At 52.4% G+C, this 18,567-nt stretch carries 15 protein-coding genes; 7 read left to right on the top strand and 8 right to left on the bottom strand.

Annotation, left to right across the window (positions count from 1 at the left end; all coding sequences use genetic code 11):
• Nucleotides 1-2 precede the first annotated feature (2 nt).
• Nucleotides 3-1,400 carry a 3-isopropylmalate dehydratase large subunit gene (leuC, locus tag KO497_RS10760; protein ID WP_215943978.1) on the bottom strand — a complete coding sequence of 466 codons (1,398 nt, stop codon included), beginning with the start codon at nt 1,398-1,400 and terminating at the stop codon, nt 3-5.
• Nucleotides 1,393-2,190, bottom strand: a complete 798-nt coding sequence (locus KO497_RS10755; RefSeq protein WP_215943977.1) for an IclR family transcriptional regulator — start codon at nt 2,188-2,190, stop codon at nt 1,393-1,395. The genes leuC and KO497_RS10755 overlap by 8 nt, the downstream gene beginning before the upstream one ends.
• A gap of 134 nt (nt 2,191-2,324) precedes the next feature.
• On the opposite strand from KO497_RS10755, the gene KO497_RS10750 reads away from it, so the two are divergent.
• From KO497_RS10750 to KO497_RS10735, 4 genes are all read left to right on the top strand, one after another.
• Entirely contained in the window at nt 2,325-3,299 is a 975-nt protein-coding gene (locus tag KO497_RS10750) for a PhnD/SsuA/transferrin family substrate-binding protein (protein ID WP_215943976.1), read from the top strand.
• A 150-nt stretch (nt 3,300-3,449) separates the two neighbouring features.
• Nucleotides 3,450-4,493, top strand: coding sequence for an AbrB family transcriptional regulator (locus KO497_RS10745; protein WP_215943975.1), 1,044 nt, complete (start codon nt 3,450-3,452; stop codon nt 4,491-4,493).
• A gap of 421 nt (nt 4,494-4,914) precedes the next feature.
• The gene (locus KO497_RS10740) at nt 4,915-5,352 is read left to right on the top strand and encodes an FCD domain-containing protein (RefSeq protein WP_252729619.1); all 438 of its coding nucleotides are present in this window, start codon (nt 4,915-4,917) and stop codon (nt 5,350-5,352) included.
• A gap of 276 nt (nt 5,353-5,628) precedes the next feature.
• The gene (locus KO497_RS10735; RefSeq protein WP_215943973.1) at nt 5,629-7,797 is read left to right on the top strand and encodes a plasmid recombination protein; all 2,169 of its coding nucleotides are present in this window, start codon (nt 5,629-5,631) and stop codon (nt 7,795-7,797) included.
• Nucleotides 7,798-7,822: 25 nt separating this feature from the next.
• On the opposite strand, the gene scpB is transcribed toward KO497_RS10735, so the two are convergent.
• Nucleotides 7,823-8,413, bottom strand: a complete 591-nt coding sequence (scpB, locus tag KO497_RS10730) for an SMC-Scp complex subunit ScpB (RefSeq protein ID WP_215943972.1) — start codon at nt 8,411-8,413, stop codon at nt 7,823-7,825.
• 4 nt (nt 8,414-8,417) lie between these two features.
• Nucleotides 8,418-9,272, bottom strand: coding sequence for a DUF1403 family protein (locus tag KO497_RS10725; protein ID WP_252729618.1), 855 nt, complete (start codon nt 9,270-9,272; stop codon nt 8,418-8,420).
• Between the two features lie 154 nt (nt 9,273-9,426).
• Here KO497_RS10725 and KO497_RS10720 point away from each other — a divergent pair, with 154 nt between their 5' ends.
• Nucleotides 9,427-10,461: a tyrosine-type recombinase/integrase gene (locus KO497_RS10720; RefSeq protein ID WP_215943970.1), complete on the top strand. Its 1,035-nt coding sequence runs from the start codon at nt 9,427-9,429 to the stop codon at nt 10,459-10,461.
• Between the two features lie 108 nt (nt 10,462-10,569).
• Here the strand turns inward: KO497_RS10720 and cysN are convergent, their stop codons facing one another.
• Nucleotides 10,570-12,477: a sulfate adenylyltransferase subunit CysN gene (cysN, locus tag KO497_RS10715; RefSeq protein WP_215943969.1), complete on the bottom strand. Its 1,908-nt coding sequence runs from the start codon at nt 12,475-12,477 to the stop codon at nt 10,570-10,572.
• A 58-nt stretch (nt 12,478-12,535) separates the two neighbouring features.
• Nucleotides 12,536-13,438, bottom strand: a complete 903-nt coding sequence (gene cysD, locus KO497_RS10710) for a sulfate adenylyltransferase subunit CysD (protein ID WP_085849642.1) — start codon at nt 13,436-13,438, stop codon at nt 12,536-12,538.
• 100 nt (nt 13,439-13,538) lie between these two features.
• On the opposite strand from cysD, the gene KO497_RS10705 reads away from it, so the two are divergent.
• Nucleotides 13,539-14,573, top strand: a complete 1,035-nt coding sequence (locus KO497_RS10705; protein ID WP_215943968.1) for a helix-turn-helix transcriptional regulator — start codon at nt 13,539-13,541, stop codon at nt 14,571-14,573.
• 85 nt (nt 14,574-14,658) lie between these two features.
• On the opposite strand, the gene KO497_RS10700 is transcribed toward KO497_RS10705, so the two are convergent.
• The gene (locus KO497_RS10700) at nt 14,659-15,672 is read right to left on the bottom strand and encodes a ParB/RepB/Spo0J family partition protein (RefSeq protein WP_215943967.1); all 1,014 of its coding nucleotides are present in this window, start codon (nt 15,670-15,672) and stop codon (nt 14,659-14,661) included.
• The gene (locus KO497_RS10695; RefSeq protein ID WP_215943966.1) at nt 15,659-17,056 is read right to left on the bottom strand and encodes an AAA family ATPase; all 1,398 of its coding nucleotides are present in this window, start codon (nt 17,054-17,056) and stop codon (nt 15,659-15,661) included. Before KO497_RS10695 ends, KO497_RS10700 begins: the two co-directional genes overlap by 14 nt.
• A 411-nt stretch (nt 17,057-17,467) precedes the next feature.
• Between KO497_RS10695 and KO497_RS10690 the strand changes: the two genes are divergently transcribed.
• A complete protein-coding gene (locus KO497_RS10690) occupies nt 17,468-18,496 on the top strand; it encodes a replication initiator protein A (RefSeq protein ID WP_215943965.1) in 1,029 nt (342 codons plus the stop codon).
• Nucleotides 18,497-18,567 lie beyond the last annotated feature (71 nt).

Here is an 18,567-nt window from a genome sequence, read left to right as displayed (position 1 = left end):
GTTTATACCTCCCAAGGATTGCTAATCTTGCCGCTGACGGCACAAGCCGCGGCGATTTCTGGACTGACAAGGTGACTACGCGCGCGTAGACCTTGGCGACCCTCAAAATTGCGATTGGATGTTGAAACACAACGTGTATCAGGTGCCACCAAATCACCATTGATGGCCGCACACATCGAACAACCGGCCTCGTGCCATTCCATCCCTGCATCCAAGAAAATTCGATCAAGCCCTTCTTGCTCAGCGAGCTGTTTGATGTTGCGCGATCCGGGAACGACGATTGCACGTACGGTGTCAGCCACCCTCTTTCCCGCAACAATGCGCGAGGCGCGGCGTAAATCGTCGATCCGTGCATTGGTACAAGAGCCAATAAACACCTGCTGGACGTCTAACCCCTTAATACTATCACCGGGACCAACGCCCATGTATTCCATTGCGCGCTGCATTTGCGCGCGCGCACTCTCGTCAGGCTCCTGCTCAGGATCGGGGATAGTCCCGTCAATGCTGATGACTTGCGACGGCATTGTCCCCCAAGTAATTTGCGGTCCGAGATCGCTGACATCCAGCGTAACAACGCGATCTCCTGTCTCGTCACAATTGGCGGCCAAAGCCCGCCAATGCGCGACCGCTAGATCCCATTCTTCGCCTGCCGGGGCGTAGTTGCGACCCTTCAAATAGTCATAGACCTTTTCATCTGGCCGGATCAGCGCAATTTCAGCACCGGCTTCCATCGTCATGTTGCACAACGTCATTCGGTCTTCGATCGACAACGATCGAAGCGCAGTACCATCATATTCGATAGCATACCCATGCCCGCCACTTCCCCCGATATGCCCGATAAGATGCAAAATAAGATCTTTGGCGCGCACACCCTCACGTAGAGAGCCTTCAAACTCGACACGCATTAGTTTTGGCTTGGTTGATCTGATCGTTTGCGTCGCGAGAATATGCTCGGCTTCACTCGTGCCCGTGCCCCAAGTCAGCGTGCCAAGCGCACCAACCGTGCATGCATGGCTGTCGCAAGCAAGTACGGTGAGCCCCGGAAGCGCGATACCTTGCTCGGCTGAAACGATGTGAATAATGCCATGGTTTGCATCTTCAATACCAAACATTTTTACGCCGTAGTCGTCGGTGTGCTTGCGCATCCGGTCCAATAACAGTTGTGCGCCGGGTACATTGGTACCCGTCCGTCCAGGCTCGGTCGCAATCATGTGGTCCGCGACAGCCCAAGTCATCTCCGGATGCTTCACCTCTCGGCCGCTCTCTTCAACAGATGAAAAAGCAATTGCACAATGCAAGTCATGCAGAAGGTGGCGATCAACGTGAATCAAATCACTGCCATCTTCTAAATGGTCAATAACGTGTGCATCCCACAGCCTATCCAAATAAGTATCAGACATCAGTATTCTCCTTAGACATTTTCGACGCGGCCTCGGGGTCGCCGAACAAATCGCTCAGTTCAGCCGCTGCGCCGCGTAGTGCATCTGCAAACTTTTCTTCATTATCAGACTCGTAGCGATAATTGGGTGCGGTGACGCAAATGCTGCCGAAGATCGCCCCTCCGCCTGTGAACACAGGTGTCGCCAATCCAACGGCGCTTTCCACTTGTTGGCCTGACGACTTGGCGTACCCCTGCGTTCGTATCTGATGCAGAATGGTTCGCATTTCATCAATCGAGGGCAAAGGTTCCCCGTTTAACGCCATTGAGTGTTTCTGATTGAGTATATCTTCAACTTCTGCCGCAGGCAGGTTTGCCAATATCGCGCGCCCTGGCGCACCCCACACAAGCGAAAGTGGGTCGTTGAACCTGACAAAGTATCTGAGTTGGCTAGGGCCATCGACAAAATGCTCAAGCAGCACCTGCTTTGCCTCGGGGAAGTAACGCATCAACATGCAAGTTTCTCCAACCTTGGAGACAACACGTTTCAGGACCGGATCAACAAGATCTTTAATGCTGCAGTTTGATACCACTCGCATCGACATCCGATAAAATTCGGTTCCGACCCGGTAGCTTCGCGGATAAGCCCCACGCTCCACCATGCCCTGTTCGGCCAACAAACCAAGCAAACGATGCACCGTACTTGGCGGCAACTCTACCGCTGCGGACAGAGCTTTGATCGTCGTGTCTCCCTGAGACTCTGCCAGCCTCTGAAGCAAGATAAGTGTTCGCTCTACTGTACCTGTCGCCATGCATAAATTCCGTTCAGTGAAAAATAATTCTACTTGATGGAATGTAGGAGAGGTGCGATAGATTGGTCAAGAAAAATTTTCATTCAATAATTGTGATCAAGGGTTTGATCGCTAATCCAAGGAGAATGGTACGAATGACGCTCAGACTGACGATGATCTGTACCCAGACAGACCGTGTCCGCCCGATCTTGGATGGCACCATCCGTATTGATGGCGTGAATCTCGACGTGTCCCTTGGGCAGCCGGAAGAAATTTTTGCAACAGCCTTACGTAAAGGCACCTACGACATCACCGAACTGTCAATGTCGAGCCATATTTTGACAACAGCGAGAGGCGACAGCAAATACATTGCAGTCCCTATCTTTCCGGCCCGTAGCTTTCGCCATTCAAGCATATTTGTGAATACAAACAGCGGAATCAAAAAACCCGAAGATTTATCAGGAAAGCGGATTGGTCTACCCGACTATCAGCAAACAGCCGCTATGTGGGTGCGAGGCATTCTAAACGATCACTACGGCGTCAAACCCGAGGACATGCGCTGGGTCATGGGCGGACAAGAAACCCCCAGCACAGAAGAAAGAACCCCGATCGTACTGCCAGATAAGATAAATCTCGAGAAAACAAAGCACACTGAAACACTGAATAATATGCTGCTATCAGGTGAAATTGATGCTCTGATTACACCACGTGCGCCAAGCAGCTTTCAGTCCCATCCAGACAAAATCAAACGCCTTTTCCCCCAGTATCGCGCGGCTGAAGCAGCATACTTTAAAGAAACCCATTTTTTCCCAATTATGCATTGCATCGCAATCCGAAAAGACATCGTAGCAGCGCATCCATGGTTACCCTCAGCTGTGTTCAAGGCATTCGATCAAGCCAAAGAGATGGCATTATCGGATCTAAAACATACCAACTTTGTGCGCACCGCGCTTCCATGGCTGTCCGACCATTACGATGAGACGAAAGCCTTAATGGGCGACGATATTTGGCCTTATGGGTTAGAGAAAAACCAAGAAGAATTACTAGCCATGATCCGATATGCCAATATAGATGGCCAGATTTCACACCCCGTTAAAATCTCTGACTTGTTCTGTGATTCTGGTGCTTAGCAAAAGACCGCCGTCAATCAATTTACGTCCTTAAAAACTATCTAACTACTTTAAATGTATAAAAAATACCGGAAAGAAACGTAAGAATCTCAAACGCGACGAATCCACTTGAGAAAACTTAATAAGCCGATCAGGGTGAATCTTAGAGTTATGCTTTTTAAATACTTGAGAAACTGGGCCCCCATCATAGCAGGGGTTTTTCTAGGCTTTTCCTTTGGTACTGCCCTGACGTTTCTGGATGTGCCCTTGGGCTGGCTTTTGGGAGCGCTGCTAAGTGGAGGCATTGTTTCTAATTTCTTCACTCCCCTAGGGGAAACCAAAAAAATGCGCCGAGCAGGTCAATTGTTGATTGGCACCGCCACAGTCGGCACGTTAAGTCCCGAAATTCTGAAACTAATCATCGAGCTACTTCCGCTGATGTTGGGCGCGGCGGTGGCAGCCAACATTGTTGGTGTTCTAATGGCATTGCCTTTCATACATTTTACCCGCCTTGATCGCTTGACTGCACTACTCTCTTGCTTGCCCGCGGGTGCTGCCGAAATGGCATCTCTTGCTGCAGACTTTGGGGGACGAGTTGAGGTCGTCACAGCCTCGCATACGATCAGGGTTGTGATCGTCGTGCTTACTGTACCTATTCTCGTGGGAATTTCGGGAAGCACAGTCATTGACCCAAACATAAATGAGGAATCATTCGGGACACTTGCGCTTTGCTTAGTCGGAGGGGGCCTCCTAGCTGTCCTTGGAACGCGCTTCAAAATACTGAGCGTTTGGATTCTTGCTCCGATCAGCGTTGGAGTCTTACTGGTATCGTCAGGCTACTCCGTCGCCATCATGCCACCTTGGATGTTGATCCTAGCTCAATTGCTCATTGGGTTTTCACTTGGCACGAAGCTGAACGTCGCAGATTTTTTCCAGTTACGCCGCGCCGTCATTTTCAGCGTATTAACGAGTTTGGCCCTGATCTTTGTTATGATTCTTCTTATAGCACCAATCGTAACTTGGATGACAGATGTTGATCTTGTTACCTCAGCCTTAAGTGTAGCACCTGGAGGATTGGGAGAGATGATCGCCGCTGCAAAATTCAATAATGCGACGGTCGGTATTGTCGTTGGCTTTCAGCTTGTTCGGGCAGTTGCGACCAACCTTATCATGCCCCCCATCATTATTAGGTTTGCGGCAAACCCAAATCCGTGAGCGACATTCCGTTAGTGCCTAATACGGCACCTTATGCGAAACTGCCCTATAATTCAGCAGCGAAGTGCGTCTCGCCGCTGGCCACATCAACAACCGACGACCAAGCGTACGGGGCGAGTGTCTGACACAAAAGACTGTGTCGGCATCCAAGCTTGAGCCCATCAGGGAAAGCCGCACCGATCTGAGCACACTTGCCGCGCAACACATCTTTTCCGCGATTGTGTCTAAAAACTGAGCGCAAACAGGGCTTTTGCCGTGTGAGGATATTCTGGGTGAGGAGCTTAGCGTCAGCCGTACGGTTGTGTGTGAGGCCGTGAAGTCACTTTCTTCCAAGTCAATTGTAGAAACCAAACGTCATCGTGGCTCCACAATTCTGAACCAGCCTGATTGGAATTTTGTCGATCGCGAAATGATTAGCTGGATGAGCGCGTCAAAGAGTTTTCCTGATGTCGGCAATCAATTGATTAATGCATTGGCCATGACCCAAAGCAGCCTTTTGGCACAAATATCTGAGAGAAATTTGGACACGAGCGCCCTGCGCGAACAGGCGCGGATGATTGACGGCACACCGGTTGAGGCCGCTGTCGCTGCCCTTGCGTTTCACCGCACCGCTGTACAAATCGTCATGAACGATTTTCTGTTATCTCTGACGACAAGCATGATTTACGGCTTGCATGCGCACCATATTGAATGGCTCGTTCAGATTGGCTTTGGGGCCAATCCCCAACAGTATACCGCGCTGTGCGATGCGATAGAGGCAAAGGACACAGACGCCATAAGAACGCTGAATACAGAGATTTTCAGCAACGCCCTGCCCACCGCCAAAGACCGCCGCGCACCCGCCGGCGTCAGCATGTAAACGACTGCGCCAAACCGCTCACCAACCCACCACGTTAAAGACCTAACCATGCGACTTGTGCCGTGTGGAAGCGACGGTGCATTGTCTTTCGAACGACCTGCATTCTGCTGGGGCAACGCTGTAATTGGCTGGTCAACGACATCATCACAATTGGAATATTTAAGGGGTAAAAGAGGCCCAGAACGTGTCGGCGCGTAGCGTGGGGGTGTCGGGGGGAGGCTGCGTAGCAGTTCCCCATGATCCTCATTGACACTCCTGCGTATCTGGAGTTTCATTATGAGCAATAAACTCCAGATCGAAATCACTGTCTCAACCATATGGAATGATGTCATGACTAGACGCCCTCGGAAACCACGCGGCACAAGAAAACCACGTCAGCCAAAAGAGCGTCAACTTGCTGGAGCGGGTGCCATCGTCACGAATTTTCGCCAATCTTCGCGAGCCAATTTGAAAGCAGCCACTCTACATCAGACGAAACGAAACCCTGACGGCTGGTCTGCGATTGACCTTGATCGGGTGCACCTCAACGAGGTTTGGATAGGATCCGGCATGCACATTCTCAACGATGTGAACGCCTACATGAAAGACGTGGTTGAGCCGACATTTAAAAACTCGTCAGGCTCTCCTTTTTGCACCATCATCCTCGGTGCCTCTCCAGAATATTTCCGACCGGATGGCGGGGATCCAGGGAGCGAAGACCCAGAACGTCTATCCGCCTGGAAGACGCTCACAAAGGCATGGATTGTCGCGACCTTTGGAGACGACTTGGTCTCTGCCATTTACAATGGCGATGAGACGACACCTCATGTCCATCTCGCGATCTGTCCAACTTACATGAAACGGTCTCGCAAACCTGATCGCAAGAAAGCTGGTGAAACCGACGAAGCGTTTAAGCAGCGCTGCGAAGATTGGAAGACAGAGACTGGCACGAAAACATTAAGTTGGTCATCCAACCATGTCCTTGGAAAGTACAACAGCTTTGGACAGTTGCGCGAATCCTATGCAGAAGCGATGAAGCCGCTCGGACTTGAATACTCGCTCGCATCCTTTGAACCAGCGCAATACCCAAACCCCAGCGACAAACGCGAGTACGTCATTGAACTGGAGGAACAGAACGAAGCTGAAGTGGCCCAGCTTCAGGAGGAACGACAAAAACTGGCCGAGGAACGTGCAGCCTTGCACAAAGAACGTGAAGCGTTTGAAGCCGCAAAAAACGACCTTATGCGAGAAGCACTGGAATCGGGCACTGCCAACGCATTGCGCATTTCAAAGGCGACGGTGGCTGCAAGCGAGAAAGTGGCCGCGCGCTTAGAGGCAAATGCAGCAGAAAAGGCCAAACGACTTGAGGCAGATCGCACTGCGGAATGGGACGAACGGATGGCGCAGCTTGTGCAACGTGAACGCACATTACGGCGCGAACGCATCCAAATGAAGGAAGAGATGAACTGGATATCGAATGCTCTAACCAACATCGCTTTCGCATTCGAAGCCATTTTTGACAGCACTTTCGAACATGTCGTTGGATCTGATGCTTTCCCTTCAAGCAAAGCGACGGATGACCTCTTTGAACGTCGCTCAGGCAAGCCCGATAAAGGCGACAGATATGAGTTCCTGTCGACCCACTTCTCAAACGGCGATCCGATCCCTCTGCCTGCAACCATCAAGTCCATCATTCATGACACGTTCTCGCGCATTCGAAGATTTGTGTCAGAGTTTATCGAACAGCTCAAGCGACACAAAGAAAGCAAACATGAGACAGAAATTCTCAAGAAACAAAAACGGCAAACCCAAAAAGAGCTCAACAGCGCGCGACGAGATCTCAAACAAACCCATGCAAATCATCGTGCAGCCCAAGCGGAATATGACAGATTGTCTTCAGACGTCATCGACCTCACCAGCAAACTGGACCCACTCCGACCAGCCCATGATAGCCTGAAAGCTTGGACCGATGAGTTGACCGGTTTGAAACCGACGGATGAGGATTATTCCACGGCAAATCTCTGGCTCAGGAACTGGCTCAACGGTGCAGATATCGGAAACGGCACGCTACATTCTTTGACTGTTCGGTTGCAGCATGCTGACTATCGCGCGGCCTTCGCTAAACGTGTGGCAAAGCGCGGCATCCCTTGTGATGTCTCCTCTGACGATATCCGAGAGAGATGGGCGGCCTTATCTAGGGTGAGCCCAGACACCCTCCAAACCTTACTGTGTGAAATGGAGGTGATGGAAAACCAAGGCGGGCTTCCGATCGTGTGGACTGAGGCTGTGCTCGAGCCGCTTGCGTTCCAATTCGCAAAAGAGCGTGCCAACAGGACAAATCAGATGCCAGAGCTTGCAAAGCTGTTCTTGGGGCTCCCCGATGAAATCAAAAAACGCACTGAGGCGGCCCTTGATGCCAATCCGCGACCTGCGCCAACCAGCAACGGCCCAAGTATGGGGTTTTGAGCCTTTTGACTCGTGGACAATACGATTACTTTAACAGCCCAGCATCCTGCATCTGCTCACGATCCGGTAGGTCGCATAGCGTTTCCAACCCGAACAGCACGAGAAACTCTTCGGTGGTGACGAACGTATAAGGCGCGCCACGCCGAGGGGATCGCGGCCCCGTCCCAATCAAACCACGTGCATGCAACCGTCCAATCAGGTCACGGCTGATGTCCTTGGCGAAGATGTCTTTCAACCCCTCGCGCGTGATCGGTTGGTGATAGGCAATTGCGGTCAACACGGCGACATCAAGCGCGCTCAGGTCCATCCCTTGGTCACCAATATCCGCGGCGGCCCGGATTGCAGGCGCATAGGCAGGTCGAGTCCGGAACATCCAGCCTCCAGCCGCTTTGGTAATCTCAAAAGATCGACCGACAAGATCGGCTCTGATATCTTCGATCAAAAGCTCGATCGAAGCCTCCTGCCCCACCACCTTTGCCAAATCCTCGCGCGGGACCGGTGAGGCGCTAGCGAACAGCACGGCCTCAATCCGACGCATCCATTCGCGCCAGCGCAGTTCTGGCGGCAGGTCGGCCAGCTCTCGGTCAAGTTCAGGCTCAGGGCGATGCTTAGCCATAGGATTAGACCCCATAGAGTCGAAAAGTGTCGCGGCCAGTGAGTTCCCGCACCGCCCCCAATGCGACCAACCTATCGCAAAGACGTCGTGCCGCCCGATCAGGCAAAGGCAGAGCCATTGGCGAAACCGCATCCCGCGCCAGAAACATCTCAACCGCAGCGCCGGCCGCTTTCGCCCGCAGCTTTGGCGCGACCGCTTTCAAATGTGCTGCACCACGCGAAAGCTCCGCCGCCAAGCCGACAACCTCACAAGCCGAAGAGGTCACCGCGCGATGACACGCCAATCGCAGATCATCACCACACTTACGGAGGTCAGCACGTTTTAACCCGACAGCCAGCAGCGGAACCAGATGGCCACATCCAAGCCCCTGCGCCAAGGCAGCGTCTGCAAGGATCAAGGCCGAAACATCCGCACGCGGCGCATCCGTCAGAACGGCTTCAATCACAGCAGCAGCGCGCTCCACCGGCGCACCCTGCCCCGCATCGAGCCAATCCGCGACCTGTGCGACATCAACTTGAGGCATAGCGCGCTGCAAGGTCTTGATCGACAGTGACCTCTCGATCGCGCGCCGCCAGTGCAGATAAGTCTCCCCCGCCGGGCCAGGCAGGTCGCCTGAGCGCATGAAGTGCAAAGCATCACGCAAGTCATTTGCATGCTCTGGTCGTCCCGCAAAATTTATACAGGCTTCGGCTGCCCGTAGCGCCAAGCGATCCCTCAACAACTCCTGAGGCACCTCATTGCACATCAATACAAGATTTAGATGTGATAGCGCAGCCCCTGATAAAAACGCAGCCTCTTCAAGACACTCGGCACGTCCAGACGGAATCCAAGACGGTATTCGGAATACTATATTTAGCATCGTCGCTTGAGGAATATACTCGATTTTCATACAAAAACCGTAATCCATGACGGCGCTTATGGCCAGATACTTCCCATTAAACCGCCTCACCTTGTATAATCTATTATGTCCAATAAGTTTGCATTATCGGACATAATAAAATAGCCTAAAATCTATGCCAACCAAGCCCCAAAAACCCGATGAAATTGCCCTGCCAGCTGATGTTTCTAGCTCAGGCACCATGGATCGTTTGGTCACCACCGCACGCGATTACGCACGCATGGCCGTGGCGGACAATACCAATGCGGCTTACGCAGCCGACTGGTCGCAATTCGCACGTTGGTGCAGGCGTCGAGGCGCAGAACCTTTGCCACCTTCCCCTGAATTGATCGGGCTTTACATGGCCAATTGTGCTGCTCCGGGTGATCGCTCCCCTACCCTGTCTGTGGTGACCATAGAGCGGCGCCTCTCTGGACTTGTGTGGCACTACAAACAACATGGCTTTGTGCTGGATCGCAAGGATCGCCACATCTCGACAGTGCTCTCTGGTATCCGGCGCAAGCACGCCCGCCCTCCGGTCCAAAAGGAAGCCATCCTTCCCGAAGACATCCGCGCCATGGTTGCAACCTTGGGGTTTGATCTGCGCGGGCTTCGGGATCGTGCGATTTTACTGCTGGGGTTTGCAGGCGGATTACGGCGCTCTGAAATCGTCAGCTTGGATATGCGCAAGGGCGATACAATTGACGGCAAAGGTTGGATCGAGATTTTGGACGCAGGGGTCATTTTGACTTTTCAAAGCAAAACCGGTTGGCGCGAGGTTGAGATTGGTCGAGGATCATCAGATCAAAGCTGCCCTGTGCATGCCCTTGAGCAGTGGTTGCACTTTTCCAAAATTGACCTTGGTCCCGTATTCAGGCGCACGGCGCGCAATGGCAAACATGCGCTTGAGGCGCGACTGTCGGACAAACATGTGGCAAGGCTTATTAAGAAAACCGTCTTGGCCGCGGGCATCCGAGCTGATCTGCCTGAAAAAGAACGGTTGGCGTTATTTTCTGGTCATAGCTTGCGAGCGGGGCTGGCCAGTTCAGCCGAAGTGGATGAGCGTTATGTGCAAAAACATCTTGGACATGCCTCCGCTGAGATGACCCGCCGCTATCAACGCCGCCGAGATCGGTTCCGTGTGAACCTGACCAAAGCTGCGGGACTATAGATTTTGTATTTCTAAAAAGTTTGTTTCGCGTGCGAAACAAACTGCAATGAAGTCATTGCCCGACGCGGCCATATGCGGCGCGTCGGGCTTTCCGTTTAAAGCAGCGCCTTACGGGATAAGACGTGCGATGATCGCGTCTGCGGCCTCTTCAGGTGTCATTGCAGTTGTATCGATCCGCATGTCTGGCGATTCAGGATGCTCATAAGGGCTATCGATGCCAGTGAAGTTTTTCAATTCACCCGCACGTGCTTTCGCATACAGGCCTTTGACATCGCGGCTTTCGGCCACTTCCAAAGGTGTATCGACAAACACTTCAACAAATTCGCCCGGCTGCATCATAGACCGCACCATTTCGCGTTCTGAACGGTAAGGCGAAATGAACGCGGTGATCACGATCAGGCCTGCGTCTGTCATCAACTTGGCCACTTCGCCGACACGGCGGATGTTTTCCACACGGTCCGCTTCGGTAAAGCCAAGGTCTTTGTTCAACCCGTGACGCACGTTGTCACCATCCAGCAAGAATGTGTGGCGGTTCATCCGCGCCAGCTTTTTCTCAACGATATTGGCGATGGTCGATTTGCCAGATCCAGACAGACCTGTCAGCCAAAGCACGGCTGCTTTTTGGTGCTTCATCGAGGCGTGGTGATCACGGCCCAAGTCAGTGGCTTGCCAATGCACGTTTTGCGCCCGACGCAGTGAGAAGTGCAACATACCAGCCGCGACAGTTTGATTGCTGATCTTATCGATCAGAATAAACCCGCCCAGATCATGTGACTCTTCGTAGGATGCGAAAGGAATTTCGCGGTCTGTCGTGATATTAGCGATGCCGATGGCATTCAAATCCAATGTCTTGGATGCAAGGTGTTCTTGCGTGTTCACATTCACTTCGTATTTGGGTTCTTGTACGGTGGCTGAAACGGTTTGTGACCCGATTTTCATCCAGTAGGCACGGCCAGGAACAAGCTCTTGCTCGTCCATCCACACCAATGTGCTTTCAAACTGATCAGCAACTTCAAGCGGCGACTTGGAGGCGACAATCACTTGCCCGCGTGAACAGTCAATTTCGTCTGCCAAAGTCAGTGTGACAGATTCACCGGCAACAGCCATGTCGCGGTCGCCATCAAAGGTGACGATCTTGTCGATGGTTGATGTTTTCCCTGATGGCAAAACCCGCACTTCATCACCGGGGCGCACTGTGCCAGAGGCGATCAGGCCAGAAAAACCACGGAAATCAAGGTTCGGACGGTTCACCCATTGCACAGGCATGCGGAACGGTTCGGCTTGCTCGAGGCTATCTTCGACAGACACTGTTTCAAGGTGCGGCAACAAGGATGTGCCTTTATACCAAGGCGTGTTTTCACTCGCGCCTGTGATATTGTCGCCTTTAAAGCCAGAAATCGGAATAGCTGTGAAGTCTTCGATGCCGATCGTGTCCGCAAATTCGCGGTAATCAGAAACGATTTGGTTGAATTTATCTTGATCGTAATCCACCAAATCCATCTTGTTCACAGCCAAAACAACGTGGCGAATGCCCAGAAGTTTCACGAGATAGCTGTGACGGCGGGTTTGGGTCAAAATGCCTTTGCGCGCGTCGATCAAAATGACGGCAAGGTCAGCCGTTGAAGCGCCTGTTACCATGTTGCGTGTGTATTGCTCGTGACCAGGCGTATCGGCCACGATGAATTTACGCTTTTCAGTGGCAAAGAAACGGTAGGCCACATCGATGGTGATGCCTTGCTCGCGTTCTGCAGCCAAACCGTCAACCAAAAGCGCGAAATCAATTTCTTCGCCTTGGGTGCCAGAGCGTTTGCTGTCTGCTTCCAAGGTCGCAAGTTGATCTTCAAAGATCATCTTGGAGTCATACAAAAGCCGCCCGATCAATGTGGATTTACCGTCATCGACAGAGCCACAGGTGATAAAGCGCAGCATGGTTTTATGCTGATGCGTTTCAAGATATTGATCGATATTTTCCGCGATCAAAGCATCGGTTTTATAGATAGGATCCGGGGTCGTCATAAATAGTCACCTGAACTGAAAGGGCAAAAAAGAGGGCGATATCTGGCGCGTAAAGCGCTTAGAAATAGCCTTCCTGCTTTTTCTTTTCCATCGAAGCCGCTTGATCGTGGTCGATGGCGCGGCCCTGCCGCTCGGATGTTGTGGTCAACAGCATTTCCTGAATGATCTCAGGCAATGTCGTGGCTTCGCTCTCTACTGCCCCCGTCAGCGGGTAACACCCAAGGGTGCGGAACCGCACAGAGCGCATCACAGGTTCTTCGCCATTCAGCGGGAAACGGTCGTCGTCAACCATGATGGTCAAGCCATCGCGAACGACAGTTGGGCGCATCGCAGACATGTACAAAGGAACGATTTCGATCCCTTCCAGATGGATGTACTGCCAGATGTCCAATTCGGTCCAGTTGGAGATCGGGAACACCCGCACGCTTTCGCCTTTGGCTTTGCGCGCATTGTAGATGTTCCAAAGCTCAGCACGCTGGTTTTTCGGATCCCAACGGTGATTGGCTGAGCGGAATGAGAACACACGTTCTTTTGCACGCGCTTTTTCCTCATCACGACGCGCGCCACCAAAGGCTGCATCAAAGCCGTATTTATCAAGCGCCTGCTTTAGACCCTCGGTCTTCCACATATCGGTGTGCAAGCTGCCGTGGTCAAACGGGTTGATACCGCGTTCCTGCGCTTCTGGGTTTTGGTAAACCAACAATTCCATGCCAGCATCTTTGGCCGCTTTGTCGCGCAGTTTATACATCTCTTGGAATTTCCAAGTTGTATCAACGTGCAGCAAAGGAAAGGGCGGCGGTGATGGGTAAAAGGCTTTTTTCGCCAAATGCAACATGACAGCACTGTCCTTGCCAACGCTGTAAAGCATGACTGGGTTTTCTGTCTCGGCGACGACTTCACGCATGATGTGGATGCTCTCGGCTTCCAAACGCTGAAGGTGTGTGAGGGTTTTGTTGGCCATAGGCCCTCTCTAAATCTGCTAAATTGAGTATTACCTGTATTTACCCTTGCCCGCCCCAGTAATCACCCCCCATATGGGAGGTATATTGTAATGAGGCCATATGTCAGACGAAACGCAACTTCTTACAGCGCTGTTTATGGCCTCAACAGGCTTGCCAGATGAGGCCCGCGTCGAGTTTGGACCGAACGCGGCACCTCCCCCAAAGGCTTGGACACACTTTCTTGAGGTGCTGGCAGATATCACCCATGCAGACAGCGCAGAGTTGCACCTGATCGAAAACAATCGTTCCGTGCAAAACTGGCAAGTGGGCGATGATTTGGGGGCCGCGGATATAAGCGCAAGCGACCGGATGCGCACCAGTCGCGTTTACTCTCAATCAGACCACCCTAGTGCGCTCGAATCGGATCTACCGCTGCGGGCCATACGCTGGAGGGTCGCGACGGATGCTTGGGGTATAATCACCCTCAAACGTCGCACAGAAGATTTTCGCGCAATAGATGGCCAACATCTGTCCAACCTGTTGCCTTATCTCGCCCCTGCTGTTCGGGCATGGCAAAGCCTCAATCGTGAGCGTGCGCAAGCGGACCTTGCGCATCAAATCTGTGCCGATCTCGGCGCGGGATGGATTGTGTTTACCCCCACAGGTCAAGTCACTGCGATGGCCTCAGGGCTGGCAGGACAGCTTGAGAAAGTGGCAGACATTGGCTTGAGTGCGGAAGGCCGGTTACGCCTTACGCCTGTGGCTGCACGGGATTTTCGAGATACTTTAAGCGCCGTTGCAAACGGGAATTCTGGCCCACACAATGTCTGGCTTTGCTCATCCCCACGGGTGCAAATGATCCTCTCGACCCAGCATCATGCTGGCACTGAGGCTTTGGTCGGACGGATACGTCATGATCTGACGGCCAGCGCCCTGCCCTTGTCACGGATCATGGCCGCCTTTGATCTGAACCGTAGCGAAGCCCGATTGGCGGCAGCCTTGTGCGATGGCCTTAGCCTGAGTGACGCAGCTCAAACGCTGGGTTGGACAATAGAAACAACCCGCAGCACGTCAAAACAACTTTTCGCCCGCATGGGTGTCAACGGCCAGCCTGGCGTCGTGCGCGCCATGCAAGCCAGCGCGATTTGGCTGTAGTTCCGCGCGTCTTATCAAAATCACAACGTGATCTATTTTTTGTTTCGCATGCGAAACAAAATGCCAAGAATTGGCAAGGCACATTTTACGGCCGGCGTGTTTTCAGCCAGCGGTTCAAATCCTTTATCAGGGCCTCATCAACGCCATCCCCAGTCAATTCCACACGGCCATCCTTTGGGTGGAAGGTGACTTTGATTTGAGTGGAAGCTTGGGTCGGGACTGTTTTGCGAGCACGCTCTTCAGTCAAGAGCACAGCAATCTCTGCTTCAGGCGATGTCGGCTTTGCTTGCGCCAGCCGCGCCTTCATCGCCTCAGCATTGGCAGGGTCCGCCTGAATTCTTTTGGCCAATTCAAGCCCCGTGCGTTCACTCAAGGCAGACGGAAACTGCAAAGCCCCATCTAGAGTCTCAACAAGAGTCATAAAACTCTTAATCTTGGAACGTTTCGCGCGCGAAACATTTGAAAACAGAGTCTGAAGGGCTTGCTTAGGGTCTGTATAGACCCCCTCCTCCAAAGCTTTGACTACGACACGTGCCCGTTCATAGAAACTGATGTCAGAGCGAATTTCGTTTTCTTCCACCATCGCGACATAGGCATCCGAAGAGGTTTTGGGCTGACGTACAATCGCCAAAACCTCAGGCGCGCCAATCTCGGACAGCGCAACCATACGGCGCCAGCCAGAGATGAGGCCGTAGCGCGGTTCAGTGCCGGCACCACGATCCACCACTTCAATGGGTGTTTGCTGCCCACGCGCTTTTAGGCTGGATTTGAGTGCATCGAGGTCATCGCTATGGACATGAACGCGATCTCGTACCAAATGCCCCATATCGATCTGCGACAAATCCAGAACCTCAACGATACGGCCTTCAGAGCGCGCCTTGGCCACCATGTCGGTCATCTCAGTGAGCGCCGCGGTCAGTGCCGCTTCGCCTGCGACATGCGCGATCGGCGGGCGGCTTGTCGTTTTGGCCACGCCCATTGAAAACATCGCTTTGGTCTCAGGGGCCCGCGTATCGATATCGGCTGCCTTTGGGTCGATTTGGTCATTGCCACCAAGAAAATCTGAACGGGCAGGGGTCAGTCGTTTACGTTTCGCCATGCGTCATCTCCTGTGCGTCTATCTCGTCCCGCCGCCAGCTGCCCAAGAGCAGGCGTTTAAACGCGGCATAGGTTTCATCAAAGGTCTGGCGGCCACGGGCATAGGTCTCGCGGTTGAAGTCACGATAGTCGGCTTCATAAATACCATTCACCTGCTCGCCAGCTTGGCCAATCAAAGCGGTGAAGTCTTGTCTATGCGGGGACAGCGTTTTTCCCAAGTAAGCCTGCATCAAAGACCCTAACTCACCTTGCTGTGCCCCATCGTAGCGGGTGATCACGGTGCGTACGGCGTCCCATTCAAAGTTCAATTCCTCGCGGCCCAAAGCCCGCGCCGCCATGTTTTCCCCGTCCTCAATAGATTGGAAGGTGGAGTGCAGCATGTCAAAGAAACGGCCGGTTGAATCGAACTCCAAGAATGAGGCCCCAAGGGGGACGAGTAGGATATCCGAGGCGGCTAAACCGTTGATCGTCAGATAGCCAAGGGCAGGGGGGGTATCGAGGAACACGATGTCATAGTCATCCAGCACCCCGTCGGCCTCCAGCACATCTGTGAGGGCATCCCAGAGTTTCCACCCGCGTCCCTGCATACGCCAAACCGGAATTTGAAATTCGGACCAATACAAATTGAGCTGCGCGCCTATCAAATCGATGTTTGGCCAATGGGTGGATTGGATCACATCTTGGGCTTTGATCTTCAAGGCCTCTGTGAGCGTCTCATCAAGGGGCACAGGGGCCTCTCCGCGATCCATACGGGACTGGTTGGCCTGACGTTGGTGTGTGGCGTAATGACGGGCCAGCAGAGGGAACACAGTGCCCCATTCGTCCTCGACCTTGCCACCAAAGATGGAGGTCATCGATCCTTGGCTGTCCAGATCAATGACCAAAACTTTGTATCCATCCAAAGCCGCTGACATGGCCAGATGCGCCGCAGTAGATGTTTTACCAACACCACCTTTGAAATTTGCGACAGCAACGATTTTGGCAGGCAGGCCTTTGGGTCGGTAAGGAACATATTCTTTGCTCTTAGATCCCTCAGCCGCGAAATGCGCGCGCAGTTTGAGAACTTCATCAAGGGTGAACCATTTTGCACCGCCATCGGTTTCAGAGCTGCCTTGAGGTAAGTCTGGATTTGAGCGCAACACGCGTCTGAAATGCGGTGTGGCAAGAGGGATGAGATAACGAGTGATTTCCCATGTGGAAAATAGTCTAAGCTTTTTGTGACCGGATTCGTTCATGCCTCGAGAAGCAAGATCATCACGGCCACGACTGCAGGCTTCTGCGATACTGGCAAAGCCTTTTGTGTTCACCGGCGCTTCGAGATCAAGCATGGCTTGATCGGGATCGATGTTAAAATAGGGGGGTTGGATGGTGCCGTCTTTGGTCATTGCCAAACCTCATGTGCCACGTTTTCTTTAGAATACTGCAAAAAGCGATACATGGAAGTAAAACCGTATCATTGAGAATCAATTTGTTGAAAAAATGGATGTTTTGAGGAATGTCACGAGGCGTAAGGTGAGCCTTTGGAAAAAAATGCAGTGTTATATTTAAGTTATTTATTAGTTAAGGGGTCAAGGTGAATTGTTTATCTATATGATATAAAACAAAAAATAGCCGATTTGAAAATAATAGGTGACTCTGAACCCTCGATAAGGTGACTCTGAACCCACGTTCAAGCGACTCTGAACCCACGTTGGAAAGACTGGACCCTTCTAGCTGTGGTCCTTAAGCTGGGTGTTAATAAAACCCCGAAGGGGAAATGGCGAATTCGCTTCAATGATGAGCAGTCAGGGACAAGAATGGCAGGCGCAATGACATCTGCGGGAGCAGGGGGGCTTTTACCCGATCGGCATCCGCAAATAGATTTCTTTCTTTGCGATATCTTTGATGCAATTCCAAAGGATGATTTGGCGACGATGGAACATCCGATGTTCTCACTGTCGACACGCCCTGATCGACGTATTTTGTCTTACGAGCATAACGGAACCCAGATTGAGGTCACGCCCTCTGTCAAAGGTCTGGCGACGATTCACGACAAAGATATTTTGATTTTTTGCGTTAGCCAATTGATGGCAGCGCTCAACATGGGACGCGCGATCAGTCGCACACTGACCTTGACCGCCCATGACCTTTTGGTGGCCACCAATCGTGAAACCAGTGGGGATTCTTACCGGCGTTTGACGGAAGCGTTTGACCGTCTCGCGGGCACGCGGATCAAAACCAACATCGTGGTTGGTGATCATGAGGTGACGTCTGGGTTTGGCCTGATTGAGAGTTGGAAAATCGAGCGCAAGACCCGCGGCGGGCGGATGTTGAATGTCTCAGTCACCTTGTCTGAATGGCTGTTTAGAGCCGTTATGTCGAAATCTGTTTTGACGCTCAGCCGCGATTATTTCAGATTGCGCAAACCTCTGGAGCGGCGCGTCTATGAATTGGCGCGTAAACATTGTGGCAAGCAAGACTATTGGCGGGTGTCAGTGTCAACGCTGTTGAAAAAGTCAGGATCGGCCAGTCCGCGCCGCGTGTTTCGCAAAATGATCCGCGATATGATTGAGGCCAATCAGCTGCCTGATTATGAGATTGCAGAAGAAGAGGGCGACATCATCCGCTTTATGACGCGCGCGCGCGTGTTGGAAAGCGATGGACCGACGCTTGGGCCGCTGCCTGGAGCTGTGTTCGATCGCGCTCGCGATATAGCACCCGGTTGGGACGTCTATGCGCTTGAGGCGGATTGGCGTGCCTATTGGGCGGCCTCTGGCCACCCGCGACTGCATTCTGCAGAACAAGCGTTCTTGGGTTATGTGAAAGTACGTGTGACCAAAAGATAAGGACGTTTGTAAACTGACGCAGCTTATGGGGACTTGCTCAATACCGTCAGGAGTCAGAGTTTTCGTGTTAT

Origin of the sequence: Pacificibacter marinus (assembly GCF_018860665.1) — a bacterium.
GTDB classification, from domain to species: Bacteria; Pseudomonadota; Alphaproteobacteria; order Rhodobacterales; family Rhodobacteraceae; genus Celeribacter; species Celeribacter marinus_A.
The sequence above is the reverse complement of the archived record's forward strand: the minus strand, read 5'-3'. Positions and strand labels throughout refer to the sequence as shown.

Excerpts from the sequence above, each read along its gene's own strand:
- KO497_RS10690 (WP_215943965.1), top strand. The coding sequence starts at position 17,468 with ATGGCAGGCGCAATGACATCTGCGGGAGCAGGGGGGCTTTTACCCGAT.
- KO497_RS10695 (WP_215943966.1), bottom strand. The coding sequence starts at position 17,056 with ATGACCAAAGACGGCACCATCCAACCCCCCTATTTTAACATCGATCCC.
- KO497_RS10750 (WP_215943976.1), top strand. The coding sequence starts at position 2,325 with ATGACGCTCAGACTGACGATGATCTGTACCCAGACAGACCGTGTCCGC.
- KO497_RS10705 (WP_215943968.1), top strand. The coding sequence starts at position 13,539 with ATGTCAGACGAAACGCAACTTCTTACAGCGCTGTTTATGGCCTCAACA.
- KO497_RS10725 (WP_252729618.1), bottom strand. The coding sequence starts at position 9,272 with ATGCTAAATATAGTATTCCGAATACCGTCTTGGATTCCGTCTGGACGT.
- KO497_RS10720 (WP_215943970.1), top strand. The coding sequence starts at position 9,427 with ATGCCAACCAAGCCCCAAAAACCCGATGAAATTGCCCTGCCAGCTGAT.
- KO497_RS10745 (WP_215943975.1), top strand. The coding sequence starts at position 3,450 with ATGCTTTTTAAATACTTGAGAAACTGGGCCCCCATCATAGCAGGGGTT.
- KO497_RS10735 (WP_215943973.1), top strand. The coding sequence starts at position 5,629 with ATGAGCAATAAACTCCAGATCGAAATCACTGTCTCAACCATATGGAAT.
- cysN (WP_215943969.1), bottom strand. The coding sequence starts at position 12,477 with ATGACGACCCCGGATCCTATCTATAAAACCGATGCTTTGATCGCGGAA.
- KO497_RS10740 (WP_252729619.1), top strand. The coding sequence starts at position 4,915 with ATGAGCGCGTCAAAGAGTTTTCCTGATGTCGGCAATCAATTGATTAAT.
- scpB (WP_215943972.1), bottom strand. The coding sequence starts at position 8,413 with ATGGCTAAGCATCGCCCTGAGCCTGAACTTGACCGAGAGCTGGCCGAC.
- leuC (WP_215943978.1), bottom strand. The coding sequence starts at position 1,400 with ATGTCTGATACTTATTTGGATAGGCTGTGGGATGCACACGTTATTGAC.
- cysD (WP_085849642.1), bottom strand. The coding sequence starts at position 13,438 with ATGGCCAACAAAACCCTCACACACCTTCAGCGTTTGGAAGCCGAGAGC.
- KO497_RS10700 (WP_215943967.1), bottom strand. The coding sequence starts at position 15,672 with ATGGCGAAACGTAAACGACTGACCCCTGCCCGTTCAGATTTTCTTGGT.
- KO497_RS10755 (WP_215943977.1), bottom strand. The coding sequence starts at position 2,190 with ATGGCGACAGGTACAGTAGAGCGAACACTTATCTTGCTTCAGAGGCTG.